The 23,263-nt window shown below is 71.2% G+C and carries 21 protein-coding genes and 1 pseudogene; 10 read left to right on the top strand and 12 right to left on the bottom strand.

The window, feature by feature from the left end; all coding sequences use genetic code 11:
- The first annotated feature begins 37 nt into the window (after nt 1-37).
- The 5 genes from D6B71_RS05135 (at nt 38) to D6B71_RS05115 (ending at nt 4,999) form a co-directional block, all read left to right on the top strand.
- Entirely contained in the window at nt 38-871 is an 834-nt protein-coding gene (locus tag D6B71_RS05135; RefSeq protein ID WP_121252631.1) for a pseudouridine synthase, read from the top strand.
- A gap of 162 nt (nt 872-1,033) precedes the next feature.
- On the top strand, nt 1,034-2,164 hold the full coding sequence (locus D6B71_RS05130) for a serine/threonine protein kinase (protein ID WP_121252629.1): 1,131 nt from the start codon (nt 1,034-1,036) through the stop codon (nt 2,162-2,164).
- Nucleotides 2,165-2,230: 66 nt separating this feature from the next.
- A complete protein-coding gene (locus tag D6B71_RS05125) occupies nt 2,231-3,241 on the top strand; it encodes a DMT family transporter (protein ID WP_121252627.1) in 1,011 nt (336 codons plus the stop codon).
- Between the two features lie 28 nt (nt 3,242-3,269).
- A complete protein-coding gene (locus D6B71_RS05120) occupies nt 3,270-4,583 on the top strand; it encodes an MFS transporter (protein ID WP_240641084.1) in 1,314 nt (437 codons plus the stop codon).
- Nucleotides 4,584-4,702: 119 nt separating this feature from the next.
- The gene (locus D6B71_RS05115) at nt 4,703-4,999 is read left to right on the top strand and encodes a DUF4193 domain-containing protein (RefSeq protein ID WP_121252623.1); all 297 of its coding nucleotides are present in this window, start codon (nt 4,703-4,705) and stop codon (nt 4,997-4,999) included.
- Between the two features lie 22 nt (nt 5,000-5,021).
- Here the strand turns inward: D6B71_RS05115 and D6B71_RS05110 are convergent, their stop codons facing one another.
- Together D6B71_RS05110 and D6B71_RS05105 are read right to left on the bottom strand one after the other, a co-directional pair.
- Nucleotides 5,022-5,582, bottom strand: a complete 561-nt coding sequence (locus tag D6B71_RS05110; RefSeq protein ID WP_121252621.1) for an NYN domain-containing protein — start codon at nt 5,580-5,582, stop codon at nt 5,022-5,024.
- A 14-nt stretch (nt 5,583-5,596) separates the two neighbouring features.
- Nucleotides 5,597-6,664: an IS110 family RNA-guided transposase gene (locus D6B71_RS05105; RefSeq protein ID WP_338036783.1), complete on the bottom strand. Its 1,068-nt coding sequence runs from the start codon at nt 6,662-6,664 to the stop codon at nt 5,597-5,599.
- A gap of 466 nt (nt 6,665-7,130) precedes the next feature.
- Here D6B71_RS05105 and D6B71_RS05100 point away from each other — a divergent pair.
- Nucleotides 7,131-7,547, top strand: a pseudogene (locus tag D6B71_RS05100) (NUDIX domain-containing protein); the annotation flags it as partial.
- A 14-nt stretch (nt 7,548-7,561) separates the two neighbouring features.
- Here D6B71_RS05100 and D6B71_RS05095 read toward each other — a convergent pair.
- Nucleotides 7,562-8,290 (bottom strand): fibronectin type III domain-containing protein, encoded by a 729-nt coding sequence (locus D6B71_RS05095; protein WP_121252615.1) that lies wholly within the window; start codon nt 8,288-8,290, stop codon nt 7,562-7,564.
- Between the two features lie 238 nt (nt 8,291-8,528).
- Between D6B71_RS05095 and arr the strand changes: the two genes are divergently transcribed.
- Together arr and D6B71_RS05085 are read left to right on the top strand one after the other, a co-directional pair.
- The gene (arr, locus tag D6B71_RS05090) at nt 8,529-8,963 is read left to right on the top strand and encodes an NAD(+)--rifampin ADP-ribosyltransferase (protein ID WP_121252613.1); all 435 of its coding nucleotides are present in this window, start codon (nt 8,529-8,531) and stop codon (nt 8,961-8,963) included.
- A gap of 246 nt (nt 8,964-9,209) precedes the next feature.
- A complete protein-coding gene (locus tag D6B71_RS05085; RefSeq protein WP_121252611.1) occupies nt 9,210-9,872 on the top strand; it encodes a Type 1 glutamine amidotransferase-like domain-containing protein in 663 nt (220 codons plus the stop codon).
- 983 nt (nt 9,873-10,855) lie between these two features.
- On the opposite strand, the gene hisF is transcribed toward D6B71_RS05085, so the two are convergent.
- The 6 genes from hisF to hisD are packed head-to-tail and all read right to left on the bottom strand — an operon-like array spanning nt 10,856 to nt 16,063.
- Nucleotides 10,856-11,632, bottom strand: a complete 777-nt coding sequence (gene hisF / locus D6B71_RS05080) for an imidazole glycerol phosphate synthase subunit HisF (protein WP_121252609.1) — start codon at nt 11,630-11,632, stop codon at nt 10,856-10,858.
- Entirely contained in the window at nt 11,629-12,378 is a 750-nt protein-coding gene (priA, locus tag D6B71_RS05075; protein WP_121252607.1) for a bifunctional 1-(5-phosphoribosyl)-5-((5-phosphoribosylamino)methylideneamino)imidazole-4-carboxamide isomerase/phosphoribosylanthranilate isomerase PriA, read from the bottom strand. The genes hisF and priA overlap by 4 nt, the downstream gene beginning before the upstream one ends.
- A gap of 34 nt (nt 12,379-12,412) precedes the next feature.
- The gene (gene hisH, locus D6B71_RS05070; protein ID WP_121252606.1) at nt 12,413-13,045 is read right to left on the bottom strand and encodes an imidazole glycerol phosphate synthase subunit HisH; all 633 of its coding nucleotides are present in this window, start codon (nt 13,043-13,045) and stop codon (nt 12,413-12,415) included.
- On the bottom strand, nt 13,042-13,650 hold the full coding sequence (gene hisB / locus D6B71_RS05065; protein WP_121252604.1) for an imidazoleglycerol-phosphate dehydratase HisB: 609 nt from the start codon (nt 13,648-13,650) through the stop codon (nt 13,042-13,044). The genes hisH and hisB overlap by 4 nt, the downstream gene beginning before the upstream one ends.
- Nucleotides 13,647-14,750 (bottom strand): histidinol-phosphate transaminase, encoded by a 1,104-nt coding sequence (locus D6B71_RS05060; RefSeq protein WP_121252602.1) that lies wholly within the window; start codon nt 14,748-14,750, stop codon nt 13,647-13,649. Before D6B71_RS05060 ends, hisB begins: the two co-directional genes overlap by 4 nt.
- Before the next feature lie 11 nt (nt 14,751-14,761).
- A complete protein-coding gene (hisD, locus tag D6B71_RS05055; RefSeq protein WP_121252600.1) occupies nt 14,762-16,063 on the bottom strand; it encodes a histidinol dehydrogenase in 1,302 nt (433 codons plus the stop codon).
- A gap of 39 nt (nt 16,064-16,102) precedes the next feature.
- Here hisD and D6B71_RS05050 point away from each other — a divergent pair, with 39 nt between their 5' ends.
- Complete coding sequence (locus D6B71_RS05050; protein ID WP_121252598.1) at nt 16,103-16,768, top strand: LON peptidase substrate-binding domain-containing protein; 666 nt, start codon at nt 16,103-16,105, stop codon at nt 16,766-16,768.
- Between the two features lie 22 nt (nt 16,769-16,790).
- Nucleotides 16,791-17,282 (top strand): Cys-tRNA(Pro) deacylase, encoded by a 492-nt coding sequence (gene ybaK, locus D6B71_RS05045; RefSeq protein ID WP_121252596.1) that lies wholly within the window; start codon nt 16,791-16,793, stop codon nt 17,280-17,282.
- Here the strand turns inward: ybaK and D6B71_RS05040 are convergent.
- The 3 genes from D6B71_RS05040 to dnaE are packed head-to-tail and all read right to left on the bottom strand — an operon-like array spanning nt 17,279 to nt 23,138.
- On the bottom strand, nt 17,279-18,985 hold the full coding sequence (locus D6B71_RS05040; protein ID WP_121252593.1) for a DUF3352 domain-containing protein: 1,707 nt from the start codon (nt 18,983-18,985) through the stop codon (nt 17,279-17,281). The two genes, ybaK and D6B71_RS05040, sit on opposite strands and share 4 nt — an antisense overlap.
- Before the next feature lie 59 nt (nt 18,986-19,044).
- Nucleotides 19,045-19,596: a hypothetical protein gene (locus D6B71_RS05035; protein WP_121252592.1), complete on the bottom strand. Its 552-nt coding sequence runs from the start codon at nt 19,594-19,596 to the stop codon at nt 19,045-19,047.
- Nucleotides 19,581-23,138, bottom strand: coding sequence for a DNA polymerase III subunit alpha (gene dnaE / locus D6B71_RS05030; protein ID WP_121252590.1), 3,558 nt, complete (start codon nt 23,136-23,138; stop codon nt 19,581-19,583). Before dnaE ends, D6B71_RS05035 begins: the two co-directional genes overlap by 16 nt.
- Nucleotides 23,139-23,263: the final 125 nt, after the last annotated feature.

Below are 23,263 nucleotides of genomic sequence, written 5' to 3'. Positions count from 1 at the left end.
CTGTGCCCCACGGACGCCCGTTGGCACAGTCGGGAGCATGGCGAGCACCCTCGGCCCGGACGAAGGGAGCGGCTCGGAGCCCCCCGTCCCCACGCCGCTGCGCCTCGACAAGGCCCTGGCCCGGTCCGGCGCGGGATCGCGACGCGCCTGCGGGAAGCTCGTCGTTGCCGGGCGGGTCCGCGTCGACGGCCGTGTGGTGACCAACCCGCTGGCCCCCGTCTCGCCGGCCACGTCCGAGATCACCCTCGACGGGACCGCGCTGCACCCCGCGACGGACCTGACCTACCTCGTCGTCCACAAGCCGCCGGGCGTGGTCTGCGCCATGCACGACCCGGACGGCCGGCCGTGCCTCGGCGACCTGCTCGGACCTGACCGACCGGGCCTGTTCCACGTCAGCCGGCTCGACGTCGACACCTCCGGCGTCCAGATCCTGATGAACGACGGCCAGCTCGCCGCGCGGCTCACCGCCCACTGCGCCCCGCGCACCTACCTGGCCCAGCTGCGCGGTCCGGTGCCACCAGGGCTGGAGCGCCGCCTGCTCGACGGGGTCGAGGTCGACGGCACGCGGGTCCGGGCCGACTCCTTCCGGTCGGTGGTCGACTCTCCGCGCACCAGCCTGGTCGAGATCGGCCTCCATGAGACCGTGAAGCGCGGCGCCCGCCGCCTGCTCGTCGCCCTGCACGATCCGCCGGTGCGCATGGTGTGCGTGCGGGTCGGGCCGGTCACGCTCGGCAGCCTCGAGGTGGGGCAGGTGCGCGACCTGAGCCGCGAGGAGGTGTGCGCCCTGCGGGCGATGGCCGAAGGGGACCAAGGTCCTGGTGCCCCCGGGTCCGACTCCTCTGCCGAGGTCGGCGCGCCGGACGGACAGTGAGGACAGCGCGCAGACGTGGACCGCCGACCGGTCGCCCACCATCCGCTTCCAGGATCGGTGCACCGTGTCACCCCACCTGCGCGCTCTCTCATGCCTGCGCCGTCCCTGGAGGAGCATCCAGCTCCCCGACCGGGAGCGCACCGCTAGGAGAGAGCCACAACCATGGCCAAGATCGTCAACTCGTGGAACGACTTCGACCCGCTCAAGCACGTCATCGTCGGCCGCGCCGACCACAGCTGCATCCCGCCGGAGGAGCCGGCCACCTCGGAGAAGGTGCCGATCGACAGCCCGATGCGCGGCTCCTGGGGTCCCCGGCCGCTGGAGACGGTCGAGAAGGCCAACGCCCAGCTCGACAACCTGGTCAAGGTGCTCGAGGAGCGCGGCGTCAAGGTCGACCGGCCGACGCCGCTGCAGTGGAACGCCCCGGTGATCACCCCGGACTTCCGGACCGACTCGATGATGACCGCGATGCCGCCGCGCGACGTGCTGCTGACCATCGGCAACGAGATCATCGAGGCCGCGATGTCGTTCCGCTGCCGGTTCTGGGAGTACCTCGCCTACCGGCCGCTGCTGGAGGAGTACTTCAACGAGGACCCCGAGTTCCTGTGGAGCCAGGCGCCGCGCCCGCGGCTGAGCGACGCGTCGTACAAGCACAACTACTACGACGAGCAGATCTCGCTGGAGGAGCGCCTCGAGCGCACCGCCAACAAGGACTTCGTCACCACCGAGAAGGAGATCCTCTTCGACGCGGCGGACGTGCTGCGGCTCGGCAAGGACCTGTTCATCCAGCACGGGCTGACCACCAACCGCAAGGCCATGGAGTGGTTCAAGCGCCGCTACCCCGAGTTCCGCGTCCACGCCGTCAACTTCCCCGGTGACCCCTACCCGATCCACATCGACGCCACGTTCGTGCCGCTGCGGCCGGGCCTGATCATCAACAACCCGCACCGCCGCCTCCCCGACGAGCAGCGCGCGATCTTCGAGAAGAACGGCTGGGAGATCGTGGACGCCGCGCAGCCGGCGCACAGCGAGCCCCCGCCGCTGTGCTACAGCTCGGTCTGGCTGTCGATGAACTGCCTGGTGCTCGACCACAAGACCGTGATCGTGGAGGGCTCGGAGGTCTACCAGCAGGAGCAGATGGACAAGCTCGGGATGAACGTGATCCCGATCGACTTCCGGGACGCCTACCCCTTCGGTGGCGGCCTGCACTGCGCCACCGCGGACGTCTACCGCGAGGGCGAGCTGCAGTCCTACTTCGACGACGTCGACTTCGGTGACGTGACGCTGGTGTGAGCCGCGGGCGGCCGGGTGCCACCGCACCCGGCCGCCCCGCCCCCGAACCAACAAGGAAGGGGTCCGATGACCACCACCTCCGTCCCGAGAACCGGGGCGACCGGAGCCTCGGGCGAGCTCCACGTCAACAAGAACCTCGGGTTCTCCACCATGGTGGTCTCGGCCACCCTGATGGGCTTCGTCGGCTACTTCGCCCGGCACATCGAGACCACCGGCGACGTGATCGCGTTCTTCCGGATGCTCGCCGGCGCGACCGGCTGCTTCCTCATCCTGGTCTTCGCCCGTCGGCTGCCGGCCCTGCGGTCGGTGCGCCTCTCCCCGGCGATGATCGTCGGCGGCATGGCACTGGGCACCTGCCTGGCGGCCTACGTCTCGGCCACGAAGTACACCTCGCTGGCCAACGCGGTCTTCCTCATCTACACCGGGCCGCTGATCTCGGCGATCCTTGCCGCGATCTTCCTGAAGGAGAAGATCAAGCCGCTGACCGCCCTGTTCCTCGGCCTGGTCTTCGTCGGCATGATCTTGATCCTCGGGCTGGTCAGCATCGACGGCTCGGGCGTCTCGGTGGGCCTGTCGTTCTCCGGCGACACCGTCAAGGGCGACATGCTCGGGCTGCTCTCGGGCGCCGGCTACGGCCTGTTCCTGTTCCTCTCCCGCTACCGCACCGATGTGCCCAGCGACGTCCGCGGCTTCTACAACTTCGTGTTCGGAGCCGTCGGCATCGGCATCATCTTCATCTTCAGCGGGCCCAGCCTGGCGGAGATGGACGGCTCGAGCTGGGTGTGGCTGGCCACGATGGCAGCGCTGATCGGGTTCGGTGCGCTCGGCCTGCTGACCGTGGCCGGCCGGCACCTCACGGCCGTGCAGCTGTCCACGGTCTCCTACTGGGAGTGCGTGGTCGGCGCCGGCGTCGGCGTGGTGGCCTTCTCCGAGTCGCTGTCGGCCATGCAGGTCATCGGCGGTGCGTTCATCATCGTCGGCGGCATGGGCGAGGTCGTCGCGAGTCTGCGGCGCACCCGTGGTCGGGGCGGCCTGATCGCCGACGATCCGGCCTCGAACGCGCGGACGCCGGTGTAAGAGGCGAGCGGCGGTGAGCGGCGTAGGCGTGACCACCCGGGAGACCGGTGGCCGGCAGGGCGATCGTGGGGCGCTGCGGAAGGCGGCCACGGCCTGCTTCATCGGCAACTTCGTCGAGTGGTTCGACTACGCCGCTTACGGCTACCTCGCCACGGTGATCGCACGGGTCTTCTTCCCCGACTCCGACGCGACCACCGCGCTGTTGGCGACGTTCGGCGTGTTCGCGCTGTCGTTCGTCGTCCGCCCGATCGGCGGGATCTTCTGGGGCCACGTCGGCGACCGGCACGGCCGCCGGGCGGCGCTGTCGGTGTCGATCCTGATCATGACGTTCGCGTCGTTCTCGATCGCACTGATCCCCAGCCACGCCACGATCGGGCTGCTGGCCCCGGCCCTGCTGCTGGTCGCCCGGCTGGCCCAGGGCTTCTCGGCCTCGGGTGAGTACGCCGGGGCGTCGGCGTTCCTGGCGGAGTACGCCCCCGAGGGGCAGCGCGGCCGCTACACCAGCATCGTGCCGGCGAGCACCGCCACCGGGCTGCTGTTCGGGTCGCTGTCGGCGGCGCTGCTGCACGGCCTGCTCGACGACCCGGCCCTGGAGAGCTGGGGCTGGCGGCTGCCGTTCCTCCTCGCCGCGCCGCTGGGCCTGATCGGCCGCTACATCCGGCTGCATCTCGAGGACACCCCGCGGTTCTGCGAGATGCAGGCCCGCCGGGAGCAGGCCCCGGCGGACGAGCACGCACCGATCCGGCTGCTGCTGACCGAGCACCGCCGGGCGGTGGTGATCGCCTTCGGCGTCACCTCCCTGAACGCGGTCGCCTTCTACCTGCTGCTCAGCTACCTGCCGACCTACCTGACCACCGAGCTCGACGTCAGCGAGACCGAGGCGTTCACGTCCTCCACGATCGCGCTGGCCGCCTACATCGCGGCCATCTTCGGGATGGGCCGGCTCTCCGACGCCCTGGGCCGACGCACGATGCTGGTCGCGGCCTCGGTGCTGTTCCTGCTCGCCTCGGTCCCGCTGTTCGTGCTCGCCGGCCAGGTCGGCATCGTCGCGTTGATCGGGATCCAGGTGGTGTTCGGGGTGATGCTGACGATGAACGACGGCACGCTGCCGGTGTTCCTCTCGGAGATCTTCCCGACGTCGGTGCGCTACAGCGGCTTCGCGTTCAGCTTCAACTCGGCCAACGCGCTGTTCGGCGGCACCGCTCCCCTGGTCGCCACCTGGCTGATCTCCGTCACCGGCAGCGTCCTGGCGCCGGCCTGGTACCTCACCGGCATCGCCCTCCTCGCGCTGGTGGCCATGCTGGCCAGCCGGGAGACGGCGCACGAGGCCCTGCGCGACTAGGGCATGTCTCTCGAGTCCGTGGCCTGGCCGAGACTTGGGAGACACACCCAAGCCCGTGATTGCGGCCGGTGGCGGCGTCCGGACTACGATTCGCGCTCCGCCCCGAGAGGACCCACCACATGGCCACTGACTACGACGCATCGCGCAAGACCGAGGAAGAGCAGAAGGAAGAGAGCCTGGAGGCTCGTCGCCTGACCTCGGGCGAGCAGGACAAGAGCTCCGGCAAGGTCGACGAGGACGAGGCCGAGCTGGCCGAGTCGTTCGAGCTCCCGGGCGCGGACCTCTCCCACGAGACTCTCGACGTCGAGGTCACGCCCAAGCAGGCCGACGAGTTCACCTGCACCCGGTGCTTCCTGGTCCAGCATGTGTCTCGGCGGGACGCGGCCGGGGTCGACGTCTGTCGCGACTGCGCCTGAGCCTCGACGCCCCCGCGTCGGGTCAGAGGAACTGCGTGGGGTCGAACTCGTCGATCGGGATGATGCGCACGCGTGGCAGGGCCGCGTTGAACGCGCCCACGTCGTACTCCAGGTCGAAGGCCTCGAGTCCCTGCGCGGCCAGCCCGGCGAAGCCCTGGTTGCGGAACTCGCCGAAGCCGACGACGCCGACCCGCCGTCCGTCGAGCAGGTCGTCGAGGTGGTCGACGAAGTCGCCGTCGTTGCTGACCAGGACCACGTCCGCCTCGCGGCGGCCGATCTCGTCGAGCGTGCGCTGGATGGCGATGTCGACGACCTTGTCGCCGGCCGCCCCCGACAGCGGGATCGGCTTGTAGCCGATCGCGAGCAGGGCCTGGACGAACGCCATCGGCAGCTCGTTGTTCGCGGCCAGGAAGAACAGGCCGCTGGCCTGCTGCCCCCAGCGCTCCTCGACGAACTGCAGGAGCCGCTCCCACCGCGGGCGCTCCTCGGGGCGGGGCCGTCGCCCCAGGATCGAGGTGCCGAGCGTGGCGTCGATGTTCTCTCCGTCGACCAGGACATACGTGGTGCGCGGCGCCTCGTCCATGCGTTTCTCCTATGTCAAGCAGCGGTCGCGAGTCCAGTCGCGGCCGCTGCTTGGTCGGTGATCAGGTGGTTGAACACGATGCGGGCGAGGCGTCGTTTGAGGCAGCGCAGGGCCTCGGGGGTGGACATGCTCTCGGCCTTCTTCTTCTCGTAGTACGTCTTCCCGAGCCCGTCGAGCCGGATCTGGGTGATCGCGATGCGGTGGATGGCGGCATTGAGCTGGCGGTTGCCGGATCGCGTGAGGCGCACTCGCCCCCGGGTATTGCCCGACCAGACCGGGATCGGCGCGATCCCCGCGTGCCTGGCGAACGCAGCCTCGGACCTGAACCGGGTCACACCGGCGGTCTCACCGACGATCTTGGCCGCAGTCAGTGGCCCGCAGCCGGGCATCGCCAGCAGGGTCGGCGCGACATCACGGACCCGGTCGGTGATCCGTCGCTCGAGCCCGTTGATCCTCTTCGTGAGGTCGACAATGTCGGCCAGCTCGTCGCGGGCCAGCTCGGCCACGATCCCGTCGAACCGGTCGAGCGCGGCAGCGAGTGCCTGCTGGTGCGTGGCCAGGTCCAGCGACCGTTCCGGCGGCGAGATGCCCGGGTCGAGCTCGTGGACCCGCCACAGCAGCCGGTTGATCGTGGCGGTGCGGTGCTTGACCAGGTCATCACGCCGGTCGACCAGCAGCTTCAGCTCCCGCGAGACCTCGTCGTGGGCCGCGACCGGGAGGTCCGGCTCGCGCTGCGCAGCCCGGGCGACCGCGAGCGCGTCGATCGGGTCAGACTTCCCGCGAGTGCGGGCGACACGGCGCTGCTCGGCCATCATCTTCGGCGGCACCCGCACCACCGACTGACCACTGGTCAACAGGTCCCGCTCCAGCCGCGCAGAGAGGTGACGACAGTCCTCGATCGCCCACAACACCTCCCCACCGAACCGCTCACGCACCCAACGCACCGCGACCTGGTGACCCGCGGTGGACGCCGCAACGGTCTTCGACCCGACCTGGCGGCCGACCTCGTCGACCGCGACGAACGTGTGCGTCCGCTTGTGCACATCGGCACCAACAACAACCATAGAGGCTGCCTCCTTCACCTTGATCAAGTGACTGGATGGTTGGGCCGGTCGGCGGACACATCTCTGTGGGGGCGATGCCACGCTCCTATCAAGTCACGCCGGCCGGTCCGTCACACCCGGCGTCGGCAAAACACATGCCCGCCAGACCGAGGTCGGCAAGGAGGCTACGAGCCAGACACCAGGTGATCAGGATCCAACCAGCCGCAACAGCGGCAGGAGAAGCCTCACACTGAGAGGAGGCTACCGGGAGCGGCTGTCATGACCGCCCTGGCCGCACCCCTCCTCGTGCCCGACCCGGGCCTCCCGGACGACGGGACCAAGCCCGAGTCGAGGACCGAGACCCGGGCTGCGACCTGATCGCGGAGGTCCGGCGCGAGCTCTCGCTCCGCCCGGCTATCGTCGCCCCGTGCCGACCCCGCGCCTGCGCCACACAGCCCGGGCGCTGCTGCTCGACGCGGACGACCGCCTCCTCCTGGCGCGGCACGACCTGACCGCTCGTCACGCGGGGCGCGTGCTGTGGGCCCCGCCGGGCGGCGGACTCGAGCCGGGCGAGACACCGGTGGACGCCGTCCTGCGAGAGCTCGTCGAGGAGGTCGGCTACGAAGCGACCGCCCACGAGGTCAGGCACGTGTGGCACCAGGTGGTGGTCTCACCGGCGTACTCGGCGAGCTGGGACGGGGCGGTCCACGACTACTTCCTCGTGCGGTGCACAGCGTTCACCGCACTGGGCTCTTCTACTCCAGAACAGCTGGATGACGAGGGCATCACGGAGTTCCGCTGGTGGACGCTCCCCGAGATGGACGCGCTGGCGGCTCCCGAGGTGTTCGCTCCCCGGCTGCTGCCCCAGCTGCTCCGGGAGCTCATCGCGGGCTCGGCGGAAACCGTCCCCATCGACATCTAGCCGGGTCCGTCCGTTCAGCCCCGATGTCGGCGCGGCACGAGGAGCCGCACTGCGCGAGACGGCCCGGCACCGCCCTCCGTGCTGGCCCGCACCGTGAAGCGGTGCCACCCGGGCGAGAGCCGGCGGTAGGAGACGACTCCGCCGCCGTAGGACGGCGGGGCCGAGAAGGTCGATCTCGGCTTGCGGCCGGGGGTGGTGACGACGTACCGCACGCAGCAGCTGCCGTGCAGCTCCGGCGTGCGCCATGCCACCAAGGCCCTCCGCGCACCGGTGAGCCGAGCGGTCAGCCGTCTCACCGGACCAGGGGGGATGGGGCCGAGGACCGTGGTGGTGAGCTCGCTGGTGTTGCCCTCGAGGTCACGGGCGTAGAAGGTGATGTCACTCGTCCCGCGAGGCACCTCGACGCTGAGGGCATAGTCGACGGGGAACACGACGTCGTTCCCATAGGGCCGGAACCAGCCGTACGGCTCGAAGCCGGTGCCGTCGTCGAAGACGTGCTCGGTCAGCACCTCGTCGCCGATCCGCGCTCCGAGCACGGCCAGATCGTCGCCCGGCTGAAGGTCGCCGAAGACCTCCGCGTACACGCGACGACAGCTGGTCTCATCGTCGTGACAGGGGTTGAGCCCGATCTGCGGTGCGGTGGTGTCCGGGGCCTCGTCGGCCAGCGCGACTCCCGTGGGCAGCGAGACGAGTGCTGCAGTCAGCAGCGTGAGCACCAGCGAGCGCGTCACCCGATCGATCACCGACTCAGCCTACGGCGGTCGCGGCCGGGGCTTCCCCGCAACGGCGCCAAGAGAGGCACTCCCCGTTGTCCTGCGTTTCGCGCGCATTCTCGTCGAAGAGACTGCGTGGCGGGACCACTCGCGTCACCGGCCCCCGCCACCGCACCATCCAGTCCACCGTTCCCACCTACCGGGGCCGAACCCCAGCCGGCCCCGAACAGCCTGGCTGCCCGCCCCGCCGGAGCCCTACGGTTGTTGCATGAACTCGCCCAAGGAGCCCGTGCCCTTCGAGATCTACGAGCCCGGCGTGTTCCTGCACGGCACCAAGGCCGATCTGGCCGTCGGCGACCTGCTCACCCCCGGCCGTGGCTCGAACTTCGAGGACGGCCGGACGATGAACCACATCTACTTCACCGCCACCCTCGACGCCGCCACCTGGGGCGCCGAGTTCGCCGCCGGTCCCGGCCGCGGCCGGATCTACCTGGTCGAGCCCCTCGGCGACTACGAGGACGACCCCAACGTCACCGACAAGAAGCTCCCCGGCAACCCCACCCGGTCCTTCCGCTCCCGGCAGCCGCTCCGCGTCGTCGGCGAGATCGAGCACTGGGTTGGCCATCCACCCGAGCAGCTCCAGGCGATGCGGGACGGCCTCGCCGCACTCCGAGAGCGTGGCGAGGCCGTCATCTACGACTGATGTGTGGCCGACCGGCTCATAGGTCAACGGACATAACGGCCCTCCGGCCCCGCGAACTGCCCCGATCGAGGTCCTTATGTCCGTCGCGGTACGAGGACGACGTCGCCGTCTGCGTCGGTCTTGCCCCGTGACCCGCCTAGTGTCCGCCTCGACCCGGCACCGGCGCCCCATCATGGGCCGATGACTTCCGGCGTCCTGCGTGGTCCCTACTCAGTCCTGTCACCCACACCGAAGCCTGGAGGCGCCTTGAAGCTCTTGCTGACGTCGGGCGGCGTCACGAACCCCAGCATCCACTCGGCGCTCGTGCGGCTGCTCGGCAAGCCGATCGACGAGTGCCGCGCCCTGGTCGTCCCGACCGCGCAGTGGGGCCACCCGATGTGCGGACCGTCGTCGGTGCGGGGGCTGGTCGCCGCGGAGCCCGCGTGGAGCCACTCCACCGGCCTGGGCTGGGGGTCGCTCGGCGTGCTCGAGCTCACCGCCCTGCCCAGCATCGGCGCCGAGCGGTGGGTGCCCTGGGTCCGCGAGGTCGACGTCCTCCTGGTCGACGGCGGCGACGCGACGTACCTGTGCCGCTGGATGCGTGAGTCGGGGCTGGCCGACCTCTTGCCGACGCTCCCTGAGACCGTCTGGGTCGGGGTGAGCGCCGGTAGCATGGTGCTGACGCCCCGGATCGGCGACTACTTCGTCGAGTGGCCGGCCGCGGCCGACGACCGCGCCCTGGGGGTCGTCGACTTCTCGATCTTCCCGCACCTGGACCTCTTCGAGACCAACACCATGGCTCACGCGGAGCGGTGGGCCGCCAAGCTCGGCGGCCCGGCCTACGCCATCGACGAGCAGACCGCGATCGCGGTCGTGGATGGCGAGGTGGAGGTGGTCTCCGAAGGCCGGTGGACGGCGTTCGGTCGCTAGCTGGTCCGTGTGCGCCCCGGGGGGAACGCCGCCGCGGCTGGCCCGCCGGTTGGCGCCTCACGAGCTGCTGCTGACAGGTGGCTGGGAGCTGGGGGCGAACCACCCCGAGTCATCGCGGCGGAGGCGGAGGGGCCCCCGACGGCCGTGGATGGGCCTGGCCCCCGCTCCGTGAGGAACGAGCGGAGCGGGCGGTTTGGCCGACCCGGGCCCCCTCCGACGCAGCCGCCCCACCCCGCCCACGGGCTCACCAACACCACGAAGCCGAGCACCGACACCCCGACGAGATCGCCCACCCCGAGTCATCGCGGCGCAGCCGCGAAACCCACCCCTCCCGGGGTCGGTGAGCCCGACGCCGAGCGCGGGGTGGGGCGGCGGAGCCGGAGGGGCCCCGAGGCCGTGGATGGGCCTGGCCCCCGCTCCGTGAGGAACGAGCGGAGCGGGTGGTTTGGCCGAGCGGGCCCCTTCGGCGCAGCCGACCCACCCCACCCACACGCAACCGGTCCTCACCAGCACCACGAAGCCCCGCGCAGCGGAAACCCCGCCAGACCCGAGCGACACCCGGCGAACCGCACCACGACCAGCCGTGACATCGCGGCGCAGCCGCGAAACCCCCTCCCACCCAGGGCCGGTGAGCCCGGCGCGGACGGGGGGGGGGGCGGCGGCGCCGGAGGGGCCCCGAGGCCGTGGATGGGCCTGGCCCCCGCTCCGTGAGGAACGAGCGGAGCGGGCGGTTTGGCCGAGCGGGCCCCTCCGGCGCAGCCGACCCACCCCACCCACAAACCACCCCGGGGCTCACCAGCACCACGAAGCCCGCGCAGCGGCGACCACCCCCACCACGAGCGACAGGTCAACACCCCCAGACCCAGCACGAGCGACAGGTCAGCGGGTGAACATCGACCACGAGTGGCAGGTCAGCGCGCGAACACCAACCACGAGTGACAGGTCAGCGTCCCACCATCAACCACGAACGGCGCGACCGCGCCTCAGCGGACCGGGTGACCGGCGTCGGCCAGCGCCTGCTTCACCTCACGAACCCGCAGCGTGCCGAAGTGGAACACCGACGCCGCCAGCACCGCGTCGGCGCCCGCGTCGACGGCCGGCGGGAAGTGCTCGACCCGGCCGGCACCACCCGAGGCGATCACCGGGATGCTCACCTCGCGGCGCACCAGCCGGATCAGCTCCAGGTCGAAGCCGTCCTGCGTGCCGTCGGCGTCCATCGAGTTCAGCAGGATCTCCCCCGCCCCCAGCTCCGCCGCACGGGCCGCCCACTCCACGGCGTCCAGTCCGGCCGACTTGCGGCCACCGTGCGTGGTCACCTCGAACCCGGACGGCGTGCCCGCACTCGAGCCCTCGGCGACGCGTCGCGCGTCGACCGACAGCACCAGCACCTGGTTGCCGAACCGCTCGGCGATCTCGGCGACCAGCTGCGGCCGGTGGATCGCCGCGGTGTTCACGGCGATCTTGTCCGCCCCGGCGCGCAGCAGCCGGTCGACGTCGTCCACCGACGAGATGCCTCCCCCGACCGTCAACGGGATGAAGACCTCCTCCGCGGTGCGCGAGACGATCTCCATCGTGGTCGCGCGCCCCTCGTGGGAGGCGGAGATGTCGAGGAAGGTCAGCTCGTCGGCACCCTCCGCGTCGTAGGTGCGGGCCAGCTCGACCGGATCACCGGCGTCGCGCAGCTGCTGGAAGTTGATCCCCTTGACCACCCGGCCGGCGTCGACGTCCAGGCACGGGATCACCCGGACCGCGAGCGTCACCGCGATCCCCCACGGTCCGCTGGCAGGGTCAGCGCCAGCGCGTCCTCGAGGGTGAACCGGCCCTCATACAGGGCCGTGCCCGCGATCGCGCCTTCGACACCGACCGGGACCAGCCCCATCAGCGCCTCGATATCGGCCAGCGTGGTCACCCCACCCGAGGCCACCACCGGACGGTCGGTCGCCGCGCAGACGTCGCGCAGCAGCTGCAGGTTGGGCCCCTGGAGCATGCCGTCCTTGTTCACGTCGGTGACGACGTAGCGCGCACAGCCCTCGGCGTCGAGCCGGGCCAGCGTCTCGTAGAGGTCGCCGCCCTCGGAGGTCCAGCCGCGCGCCGCCAGCGTGCGGCCGCGCACGTCGAGCCCGATCGCGATCCGGTCGCCGTGCTCGGCGATCACCCGGGCGCACCACTCCGGCTGCTCGAGCGCGGCGGTGCCGATGTTGACCCGAGTGCAGCCGGTGGCCAGCGCGGACGCCAGCGACTCGTCGTCGCGGATGCCCCCGCTCATCTCGACCTTGATGTCGAGCTTCCCGACGATCTCGGCCTGCAGCTCACGGTTCGAGCCGCGCCCGAACGCGGCGTCGAGATCGACCAGGTGCAGCCACTCGGCCCCCGCGTCCTGCCACCGGCGCGCCGCCGCCAGCGGGTCGCCGTACGCGCGCTCGGAGCCGGCCACACCCTGGGACAGCTGCACCGCCCGCCCCTCGGTGATGTCGACGGCGGGCAGCAGCTCGAGGTAGTCGCTCATGGTTCCTTCGCTTGTCTCGGGGGTACGTCGGTCGCTACAGCGACTCGACCCAGTTGCGCAGCAGCGCGGCGCCGGCGTCACCGGACTTCTCGGGGTGGAACTGGGTGGCGGTGAGCGGGCCGTTCTCGACGGCGGCGACGAACCGGTCGCCGCCGTGCTCGGCCCAGGTGACCAGCGGGGCGACGGTGCGGTCGTTGGTCTGCAGGGTCCAGTCGCGCACGCCGTAGGAGTGCACGAAGTAGAACCGCTCGTCCTCGATGCCGGCGAACAGCCGGCTGCCCGCGGGCACCTCGACGGTGTTCCAGCCCATGTGCGGCACGACCGGCGCCTGCAGCCGCTCGACCACGCCCGGCCACTCGTCGCAGCCCTCGGTCTCGACGCCGTGCTCGACCCCGCGCTCGAACAGGATCTGCATGCCGACGCAGATGCCGAGCACCGGGCGCCCGCCGGCCAGCCGCCGGCCGATCATCTCGTGCCCGCGGACCGCGCGCAGCCCCGCCATGCACGCGGCGAACGCGCCGACACCCGGCACCAGCAGCCCGTCGGCGTCCTGCGCCGCCTGCCGGTCGGCGGTCAGGGTCACCTCGGCCCCGGCACGCTCGACCGCGCGCACCGCCGAGCGCAGGTTGCCGGACCCGTAGTCGAGGACGACGACCTTCTTGGTCAAAGTGAGCCCTTGGTGCTGGGGACCCCGGTCTCCCGCGGGTCGAACGCCACGGCGTCGCGGAACGCCCGCGCGAACGCCTTGAACTGGGTCTCGACGATGTGGTGCGGCTCGCGGCCGGCCAGCACCCGCACGTGCAGCGCGAAGTGGCCGTGGAACGCGATCGACTCGAAGACGTGCTGGGTCAGCGACCCCAGGTAGGCCGGCGTCGAGCCGCCCAGCTGGACGTACTGCTGGCCCTCGGGCTCGCCGGTGTGCACGCAGTAGGGCCGCCCGGACACGTCGACGACGGCCTGCACCAGCGCCTCGTCGAGCGGCACGGTGGCGTCGCCGAAGCGGCGGATGCCCTGCTTGTCTCCGAGCGCCTGGCGCAGCGCCTGCCCGAGCGCGATCGCGGTGTCCTCGGTGGTGTGGTGGGCGTCGATCCAGTGGTCGCCTTCGGACTGCACCGTCAGGTCGACCAGGCTGTGTCGGGCGAACGCGGTGAGCATGTGGTCGTAGAACCCGATGCCCGTGGAGACGCTGTGCCGGCCGGTGCCGTCGAGGTCGACCTCGACCAGCACCTTCGACTCGCTGGTCTGCCGCTCGATCCGTGCGGTCCTGCTCATCGCTTCTCCTCAACAACTGCGGACAGGGCGTCCTTGAACGACATCATCTCGCCTGCGGTGCCGATCGAGACCCGCAGCCATCCCTCGGGCCCGACCTCGCGGACCAGCACCCCCCGGTCGACCAGCGCCTGCCACACGGCGTGCCGGTCGTCGAAGGTGCCGAACAGCACGAAGTTCGCGTCGCTGTCGGCGACCTGCAGGCCCCGCTCCCGCAGCCATCCGACCGTGCGGTCGCGCTCGCCGCGGAGCTCGTCGACCTTGCCGAGCAGCTCGGGTGCGTGGCGCAGCGCCGCCAGCGCGGCGGCCTGGGTGACCGAGGAGAGGTGGTAGGGCAGCCGCACCACGCGGATCGCGTCGCAGATCGCCGGGTCGGCGGCCAGGTAGCCCAGTCGCAGCCCGGCCCCCGCGAACGCCTTGCTCATCGTGCGGGTCACCACCAGGTTGCGGTGCGTGGGCAGGAGCTCGAGCGCGCTCGGCGTGCCGGCACGGCGGAACTCGATGTAGGCCTCGTCGACCACCACCAGACCGCTCTCCCCCACCGCGGCGCACAGCGCGGTCACGGCCTCGGGCTGCAGCGCGGTGCCGGTGGGATTGTTGGGCGAGGGCAGCAGCACGACGCTCGGCCGCTCTGCCTCGACCAGCTCACGCGCCAGACCGAGGTCGAGGCTGAAGTCGTCCTCCCGCCGGCCCTGCACCCAGGCGGTCGAGGTGTCACGGGCGTACTCGGGATACATCGAGTACGTCGGGGCGAAGCTCAGCGCCGTGCGCCCCGGACCGCCGAAGGCCTGCAGCAGCTGCAGCATCACCTCGTTGGAGCCGTTGGCCGCCCACACCTGCTCGACCGACACCCCGTGCGGGGTGTCGCGGGAGAGGTAGGCCGCCAGCGCCGTGCGCAGCTCGACGTGCTCCCGGTCGGGGTAGCGGTTCAGCCCGGTGGCCGCCCGACGCACCGACGCCGCGATGTCGTCGGCGCACTCCTCGGACGGCCCGTAGGGGTTCTCGTTGGTGTTCAGCTGGACCGGCACCTGGTCCAGCGGCAGCTGCGGGGCGCCGTACGGCTGCAGGCCACGCAGCTCCTCGCGCAGAGGAGGGAAGGTCATGACAGTCCTCGTCAGTCGGCGAAGCGCACGCGCACGGCGGCGCCGTGGCCCGGGAGGTCCTCGGCGTGGGCCAGCGTGACCACGTAGTCGGCCACCTCGGCGAGCGCCTCGCGGGAGTAGTCGACGACGTGCACCGACTTGGTGAACGCACGCACCGAGAGCCCGCTGCTGTGGCAGGCGCACCCGCCGGTGGGCAGCACGTGGTTGGAGCCGGCGCAGTAGTCGCCGAGGCTGACCGGGGCGTGCGCGCCCACGAAGACGGCGCCCGCGTTGCGGACCCGCGCGGCCCAGGCGGGCGCGTCGGCGGTGTGGATCTCGAGGTGCTCGGCGGCGTAGGCGTTGACCACGTCGAGGCCCTGCTCGAGGTCGTCGACCAGCACGATGCCCGACTGGGGACCAGCCAGGGCGGTGCGGATGCGCTCGACGTGCTTGGTGACCGACACCTGCTTGTCGAGCTCGGCCTCGACCTCGGCGGCGAGCCGCTCGCTCGGGGTGACCAGCACACTCGCGGCCAGCGGGTCGTGCTCGGCCTGGCTGATCAGGTCGGCGGCGACGAACGACGCCTCGGCCGTGTCGTCGGCCAGGATCGCGATCTCGGTGGGGCCGGCCTCGGAGTCGATGCCGACCCGGCCCTTGAGCAGGCGCTTGGCGGTGACCGTGTAGATGTTGCCCGGCCCGGTGACCAGGTCGACCTGGGCACAGGGGCCGACGCCGTAGGCGAACATGGCGATCGCCTGGGCACCGCCGACCGCGTAGACCTCGTCGATGCCGAGCAGTGCGCACGCCGCCAGGATCGTCGGGTGCACGGCACCGCCGAAGTCCTTCTGCGGCGGGCTGGACAGCGCGATCGACCGGACCCCCGCGGTCTGCGCGGGCACGACGTTCATCAACACGCTGGAGACCAGCGGAGCCAGACCGCCGGGCACGTAGAGACCGACCCGGTCGACCGGGACCTTGCGGTGGACGACCGTGGCGCCGGGACCCAGCTCGGTGACGGCGTCGCGCTCGAGCTCGCGCTCGCAGGTGGCGCGCAGCCGGCGGATCGACTCCTCGAGGCCGGCCCGGATGGCGGGGTCGAGCTCGTCGAGCGCGCGGCGCATCGCCTCGGGCGCGACCCGGATGTCGTCGACGGCGACGCCGTCGAACCGCTCGCCGTACTCGCGGATCGCGTCGAGCCCGCGGGTGCGCACCGCCTCGCAGATCTCATGCACCGCCGGCACCGCCGCTTCGACGTCGAAGTCGGCTCGGGGCACGGCTGCCCGGTAGTCGACCGTGGTCCGGTCGGCTCCGCGCAGGTCGAGGCGCTGGATCATGGGTCCGATTCTACGGGCGTGGGGCACTAGGGTCGGCGGGTGACCACGACGCTGCCCCTGTTCCCGCTGAACACGGTCGTCTTCCCGGGGGTCACCCTCCCGCTGCGGGTCTTCGAGGACCGCTACCGAGCCCTGGTGCACCACCTGCTGAGCATCGAGGACCCCGCCCAGCGGGTCTTCGGTTCGGTGGCCATCCGGGAGGGCTACGAGGTCGGCGACCACGGCGCCCAGTCGCTCTACCGGGTGGGGTGCCGGCTGCAGCTCACCGACGCGGAGCCGCGCCCCGACGGAGGCTTCGACATCGTCGCCGTCGGCCGCGACCGGATCGAGCTGGAGCGGCTCGACACCTCCGGGGAGTTCCCGGTGGGCCACGTCACCGAGCGCCCCGATCCGGACACCGCCGTCGTCGACCAGCTGGCCGAGCGGGCCCGGGCCACCTTCACGGCGTTCCGGGCGGCCCTGGTCGACCTGCGCAGCGACCCGTTCAGCGGCACCCTGCCCCGCGACGCCACCTACCTCTCGTGGACCCTCGCGGCGACCGCTCCCCTGCCCCTGCACGACCGGCAGGCTCTGCTGGAGGCCGAGGACGCCGGCGTCCGGCTGGCGATGGTCACCGACCTGCTGCGCGCCGAGCTGCAGGCGATGAACGTGATCCCGTCGCTGCCGGCGACCGAGGTGGCCCGCACCCGCTGGTCGCCGAACTGAGCGAGAAGTCCAGGAGGACGCGATCTCCAAGAACCGGAAGGCACCCGGCGGCACCCCCGCGACCGTCGCGCTCACCCGCGCGGGCGTCGCGTTCACCCTGCACGAGTACACCCACGACCCGCGCTCGGGCTCGTTCGGGCTCGAGGCGGCGGCGGCGCTCGGGCTCGACCCCGCCCGGGTGTTCAAGACGCTCCTGGCGAGCCTCGACGGGCGGCTGGTCGTCGGGGTGGTGCCGGTCTCGGGCCAGCTCGACCTCAAGGCGCTCGCCCGGGCGCTCGGCGGGAGCAAGGCGGTGATGGCCGAAGTCGCCGCCGCCGAGCGGGCGACCGGGTACGTCGCGGGTGGGATCTCGCCGGTCGGCCAGCGGCGAGCGCACCCCACCGTCGTCGACGTGACGGCGCTCGACCATCCCACCGTGTTCGTGTCGGGTGGCCGGCGCGGCCTCGACCTGGAGATCGCGCCGGCCGACCTGGTGCGGGTCACCGCGGCGGTGACCGCGCCGATCCGGCGCTAGTTGGTGGTCAACCGCAGCACGCCGTGGGTGACCGCGTCGTCACCCTCACCCTCGAGCCAGCCGCTGAGGCCGACGCCGGCCAGCGGCTCGAGGTTCTCCCGAGCCGTGTCGTCGTCTCCCGCCATGTTGGCCAGCCAGTCGCCGGCGTCGAAGTTGACGAACATCAGCGAGCTGGCGTCGTCCTCGCGCACCACGTCGCGGAAGACGTCGGAGTCGCCGAGGTCGCCGTCGTCGAGGAGCCGGCTGCGGTAGGTGTCGTCCGGGCCGATCGCCACGTAGCCGTCCGCGCTGTCGGAGACCAGCACGGCACCCGAGTCGCCCAGACCGTGCATCTTGTCGAGCACGGACTCGATCTCGTCCGCCTCACCCTGGATCTTCACGCCGATCGGCAGGCCGGAGCCGTCGGGGCTGGAGAAGAACGCCTCGGGGTCGAAGTCGCCGCCGACCGCCACGGCCAGCGCCTCGCCCGCCAGGGTCTCGGCGTCCTCGGGAAGCTCCATGCCGGTCATCGCGCTCATCTCGGCGAGCATCTGGTCGGCCGAGAGTCCCGAGGCCTGCTCGGCCTGCTCCAGCACCTGACCGAACCATCCCTCGGCGAACGCCACCGCGAACACCGCCCCGGTGTCGCCCGGCAGGCCGCTCACCAGGTCGCCGACTCCGTCGTCGGAGTAGACCATCGCCTGGGAGGCCCCCGCGTTGCCGGCGACCTCGAGCTCGACTGCTCCGTCGTCGAACCGGAGGGTGGCTGCCGCACCGCCGAAGTCGGCTAAGGCTCCCTCGAGCAGCTCGGGGTCGAGCTCCTCGCCGTCGAGGCCGGGCAGCGGCTCGTAGGACCCCTCGTAGCCGTCGTCGTAGCCGAACGGCATCGCCTCGCCCGGCAGGGCCCCCATCCCGAACGGGTCGGCGAGCTCGCCCGCCAGGTCGGCGAGGTAGCTGCCGGCCTCGGCGGCGACATAGGCGCTCATCACCCCGGCGTCGCCGGCCTCGCCGGTCCAGCGCTGGAACTGCTCGTCATCGGCCAGCGAGGCGTCGGCGGCCTCGTCGACGACCCCCTGGGCGAACTCGTCGGTCTCGGCGATCACTCCCCAGTCGCCCTCGACCGCGAACCCGATCTCCTCGCCCGCGCACTCGCCGAGCGCTGCGACCCCGTCCTCGGCGGCGGTGGCGTCGTCAACCTGCAGCACGAACACCGGCGCGGGGCCCTCGGCGCCCTCCACTGCGGCGATCGCCATCCGGTCGCCCAGCCACGGCTCGATGTCGGCGTCGTAGTCGAGCCCCTCACAGCCGCTCTCCGCCTGGATCTCCTCGAAGATCCTCCGGCGCAGGTCGTCCTCGGCGTCCATGTCGAGCTCCTCGCGCAGGGCGGGGAACTTCTGCAGGGTGCGCAGCGCCTCGACCTTCTGCGCTCCCTCGGGGTCGAGGTCGATGGCGACGTAACCGAGGGTCCCGGCGGGCAGCGCCTGGGCCGGTTGCGGTCCGGAGTCGAACCACCACCATGCCGCCCAGGCGGCGCCGCCGACGAGCGCCACCGCACCGACGACTCCCCCGGCGGCCAGCCAGGTGCCGACGCGGCCGCGGCGCCGCGGCCGCTCGGGGCCGCGGGTGAGGTACTCCGGAGGCGGCCCCGACGGTGGCGGGCCTGACGGCGGCGGGCCCGACGGAGGCGGACCCGACGGCGGCATCGACGGTGTGTTGCTGGACAAGCGGACCCCCAAAGACCGGGCGGGCGATCCCCGCCGTGTGCGCTCGAGCGGCAGGCAGCCTACCGGGTCCGGCGGTCGAGCAGCAGCAGGTAGACCGCGGCCAGGCCGCTCAAGGCCCCCACCGGGAACGCGGCGAACGGGGTGCGGCCGGTCACCGACAGGTCGTCGGGGATCCGGGTGCCGTCGTCGGCGACCCGGGCGAGCTCGTCGGGGTCGCCGGGGCCGAGCTGCACGCCGACCTGCCACATCAGCCAGGCGGCGAGCCCGGCTCCCAGCGCCACGGCGACCAGCGTGAACACCTCGGCCCGGTGGAACAGGTGGGCACACAGCGCACCGAGGACGAGACCGCCGGCCAGCGCCACCACCACGTAGGTGGCGGTGCCGGAGAATGCCTCGCGCAGGCCCGCCTCGTTGGTGTACCAGACACCGCCGGAGGCCACGCCGTCGGCCGGCTCCCACCACCACTGCCACAGGACACCGCAGAGCGCCCCGCCGAGAGCGAAGAGCGCGAGCACCGCACAGATCTCCACCATCACCCTGCCCCACCCCGCCGGGGCGGGGTCGGCGGGCGGGCCCGAGAACGCGTGCACGGTGGTCAGCTGGTCAGGCATCCGGGGCCCAGCAGCTGCTTGAGGTCGGCGAACAGCGCCGGGCTCGGGGTGACCCGCAGCCGGTCGTCGAGCCGCATCACCCGGGTCGCCTCCCGGGTGAGCAGCCGCAGCCGGACCTCGGTGACGCCCGGGTGGGTGACCAGGACGTCCTTGAGCTGCTCGACGACGGGGGGCGTGCAGCGGGTCGACGGCAGCGAGATCACCACGGGGCCGGACGGACCGTCGGAGATGTCGGGGACGCTCACCTCCTGGCCCTGCAGCTCGGGCTGGTCCTTGCTGCGGGAGAGCCGGCCCTTGACCGTGATGATGTTGTCCTCGGCCAGGTGCGGAGCGGCCAGCTGGTAGGAGCTGGGGAACAGCAGCACGTCGATGGCGCCGTCGAGGTCCTCGAGGGTGATCATCGCCCACGCGTCGCCCCGCTTGGTGATCTTGCGCTGCACCGAGGTGATCAGGCCGCTGATCGTGATCACCGACCCGTCGGGGCGGTCCTCGTCGAGCATCAGCTGGCCGATCGTGCAGTCGGTGCCGTTGGCCAGCACGTGCTCGAGGCCGAGCAGCGGGTGGTCGGAGACGTAGAGGCCGAGCATGTCGCGCTCGTGCGCGAGCAGCGTGGACTTGTCCCACTCGTCGATGTCGGGGATGTTCACGCTCACCCCGAACGAGCCGCCGTCGGAGTCGTCGAGGCCCCCGAAGAGGGAGTCCTGGCCGATCGCCTCGTTGCGCTTGATGTCGACGTACTGGTCGACGGCGGTCTCGTGGATCGCCACCAGGGCCCGGCGCCGATGCTTCATCTCGTCGAAGGCCCCGGCCTTGACCAGCGACTCGATGACCCGCTTGTTGCACACGTGGGCGGGCACCTTGCCGAGGAAGTCGTTGAAGTCGACGAAGCGGCCCTTCTCCTCACGCGCCCGGACGATGCCGTCGACGACGTTGGTGCCGACGTTGCGGATCGCGCCGAGCCCGAACCGGACGTCGTTGCCGACCGGGGTGAAGTTGTTGGCCGACTCGTTGACGTCGGGAGGCAGCACCTGGATCTTCATCCGGCGGCACTCGTTGAGGTAGATCGCCGACTTGTCCTTGTCGTCCTTGGTCGAGGTCAGCAGCGCGGCCATGTATTCGGCTGGGTAGTTGGCCTTGAGGAAGGCGGTCCAGTAGGAGACCAGCCCGTAGGCCGCGGAGTGTGCCTTGTTGAAGGCGTAGTCGGAGAACGGCAGCAGGATGTCCCACAGCGTCTTGACCGCGGCCATCGAGTAGCCGCGCTCCTTCATGCCGGCGCTGAAGGTCTCGAACTGCTTGTCGAGCTCCGCCTTCTTCTTCTTGCCCATCGCCCGCCGCAGCAGGTCCGCCTGGCCGAGGCTGTAGCCCGCGAGCTTCTGGGCGATCGCCATGACCTGCTCCTGGTAGACGATCAGACCGTAGGTCTCCCCCAGGATGTCGGCGAGCGGCTCGGCGAGCTCGGGGTGGATCGGCTCCACGGGCTCGCGGCCGGTCTTGCGCCGGGCGTACTTGTTGTGGGAGTCGGCGCCCATCGGACCAGGTCGGTAGAGCGCGCCGACCGCGGAGATGTCTTCGAAGGTGTCGGGACGCATCGAGCGCAGCAGCGCCCGCATCGGCCCGCCGTCGAGCTGGAAGACCCCCAGGGTGTCACCGCGCTGGAGCAGCCGGAACGTGGCCTCGTCGGTGAGCGGGAGGTCCTCCAGCACGATGGTCTCGCCGCGGTTGGCCTCGATGTTCTTGACCGCGTCGTCGAGGACGGTGAGGTTGCGCAGGCCGAGGAAGTCCATCTTGATCAGGCCGAGGCCCTCACAGGTGGGGTAGTCGAACTGCGTGATCATCGCGCCGTCGGCGGGGCGCTTGAGCAGCGGGATCACGTCCTCGAGCGGCGCGCGCGACATGATCACGCCGGCGGCGTGCACCCCCCACTGCCGCTTGAGCCCCTCGATGCCGATCGCGGTGTCGACCACCTTGCGCACGTCGGCGTCGCCGTCGTAGAGGGAGCGGAACTCGCCGCCCTCGGAGTAGCGCTTGTGCTCGGGGTCGAAGATCTGCTGGAGGGGGACGTCCTTGCCCATCACCGCGGCCGGCATCGCCTTGGTGATCCGGTCACCCATGGCGAACGGGTAGCCGAGGATGCGCGAGGAGTCCTTGACGGCCTGCTTGGCCTTGATCGTGCCGTAGGTGACGATCATCGACACCCGGTCGTCGCCGTACTTGTCGGTGACGTACTTGATGACCTCGCCGCGCCGGCGCTCGTCGAAGTCGATGTCGAAGTCGGGCATGGAGACCCGGTCGGGGTTGAGGAACCGCTCGAAGATGAGCCCGTGCTCGAGCGGGTCGAGGTCGGTGATCCGCATCGCGTAGGCCACCATCGAGCCAGCGCCGGAGCCGCGGCCGGGGCCGACCCGGATGCCGTTGTTCTTGGCCCAGTTGATGAAGTCGGCCACGACCAGGAAGTAGCCGCTGAACCCCATCTGGGTGATCACGCCGATCTCGAAGTCGGCCTGCTGGCGCACCGCGTCGGGGACGCCGTCCGGATAGCGCCGCTCCAGTCCGCGCTGGACCTCCTTGACCATCCAGGAGTCCTCGGTCTCGCCCGGAGGACACTCGAACTCGGGCATGTAGGTGCCGATGCCCTCGGTGAACTCGACGTCGCACCGCTCGGCGATCCACAGCGTGTTGTCGCAGGCCTCGCGCAGGTCGTAGCGGTCGGCCCAGAGCGCGCGCATCTCCTCGGGGCTCTTGATGTAGTAGCCGTCGCCGGAGAAGGCGAAGCGCTGGCCGGGACCGTCGCCGGCCGGGATGTCCATCGTGGAGCCGGAGTTGATGCACAGCAGGTGCTCTTGGGACTTGGCGTCCTCGCGCATCACGTAGTGGGAGTCGTTGGTCGCGATCATCGGGATGTTCAGGTCGCGACCGAGCCGGAGCAGGTCGTCGCGGACCCGGTTCTCGATGTCGAGGCCGTGGTCCATCAGCTCGAGGAAGTAGTTCTCGCGACCGAGGATGTCCTGGAACTCGCCGGCCACCTTGCGGGCGGCGTCGTACTGGCCGTAGCGCAGGTGCACCTGCACCTCGCCCGAGGGGCAGCCGGTGGTGCCGATGATGCCGCGGGAGTGCTGCGCGAGGAGCTCGCGGTCCATGCGCGGCTGCTTGAAGTAGCCGTCCTTCCAGGCGCCGGTGGAGAGCCGGAACAGGTTGTGCATGCCCTCGGTGGACTCGCTGAGCAGCGTCATGTGGGTGTAGGCGCCGCGCGCGGAGACGTCGTCGGGTCCGCCATCGTAGAAGTTGACGCCCTTGCGCTCGAAGCGGGAGATGTTGGGGGTGAAGTAGGCCTCGATGCCGATGATCGGCTTGACCCCGACGGCCTTGCACGAGCGGTAGAAGTCGTAGGCGCCGAACACGTTGCCGTGGTCGGTCATCGCGATCGCCGGCATGCCCAGCTCGGCGGTGCGGTCCGCCAGCGCCCCCAGCCGAGCCGCACCGTCGAGCATGGAGTACTCGGTGTGGACGTGCAGGTGGACGAAGCTGTCGGAACCAGAGGCCATGGTCGCGAGCGATCCTTCGAGCGGGGAGAGAACGGGGGCAGGCAGCAACGACCGGGCAGCACCGGGCGGGCTTCTGGGGGAAGACCGTCAGACTACGCGATCGCCGGGCCCGATCCTGGCAGCCA

It is taken from the genome of Nocardioides ferulae, from assembly GCF_003660455.1.
In the GTDB taxonomy this organism is placed as follows: Bacteria; Actinomycetota; Actinomycetes; order Propionibacteriales; family Nocardioidaceae; genus Nocardioides; species Nocardioides ferulae.
Note: the sequence above shows the minus strand (reverse complement) of the source record. Positions and strands in the feature narration are given on the sequence as shown.

What these genes read in the sequence shown, in the direction of transcription:
- D6B71_RS05130 (WP_121252629.1), top strand. Translation starts at nt 1,034, where the DNA reads ATGGCCAAGATCGTCAACTCGTGGAACGACTTCGACCCGCTCAAGCAC.
- dnaE (WP_121252590.1), bottom strand. Translation starts at nt 23,138, where the DNA reads ATGGCCTCTGGTTCCGACAGCTTCGTCCACCTGCACGTCCACACCGAG.
- hisB (WP_121252604.1), bottom strand. Translation starts at nt 13,650, where the DNA reads ATGAGCAGGACCGCACGGATCGAGCGGCAGACCAGCGAGTCGAAGGTG.
- priA (WP_121252607.1), bottom strand. Translation starts at nt 12,378, where the DNA reads ATGAGCGACTACCTCGAGCTGCTGCCCGCCGTCGACATCACCGAGGGG.
- D6B71_RS05035 (WP_121252592.1), bottom strand. Translation starts at nt 19,596, where the DNA reads ATGCCTGACCAGCTGACCACCGTGCACGCGTTCTCGGGCCCGCCCGCC.
- D6B71_RS05115 (WP_121252623.1), top strand. Translation starts at nt 4,703, where the DNA reads ATGGCCACTGACTACGACGCATCGCGCAAGACCGAGGAAGAGCAGAAG.
- D6B71_RS05060 (WP_121252602.1), bottom strand. Translation starts at nt 14,750, where the DNA reads ATGACCTTCCCTCCTCTGCGCGAGGAGCTGCGTGGCCTGCAGCCGTAC.
- arr (WP_121252613.1), top strand. Translation starts at nt 8,529, where the DNA reads ATGAACTCGCCCAAGGAGCCCGTGCCCTTCGAGATCTACGAGCCCGGC.
- hisD (WP_121252600.1), bottom strand. Translation starts at nt 16,063, where the DNA reads ATGATCCAGCGCCTCGACCTGCGCGGAGCCGACCGGACCACGGTCGAC.
- D6B71_RS05110 (WP_121252621.1), bottom strand. Translation starts at nt 5,582, where the DNA reads ATGGACGAGGCGCCGCGCACCACGTATGTCCTGGTCGACGGAGAGAAC.
- D6B71_RS05135 (WP_121252631.1), top strand. Translation starts at nt 38, where the DNA reads ATGGCGAGCACCCTCGGCCCGGACGAAGGGAGCGGCTCGGAGCCCCCC.
- D6B71_RS05125 (WP_121252627.1), top strand. Translation starts at nt 2,231, where the DNA reads ATGACCACCACCTCCGTCCCGAGAACCGGGGCGACCGGAGCCTCGGGC.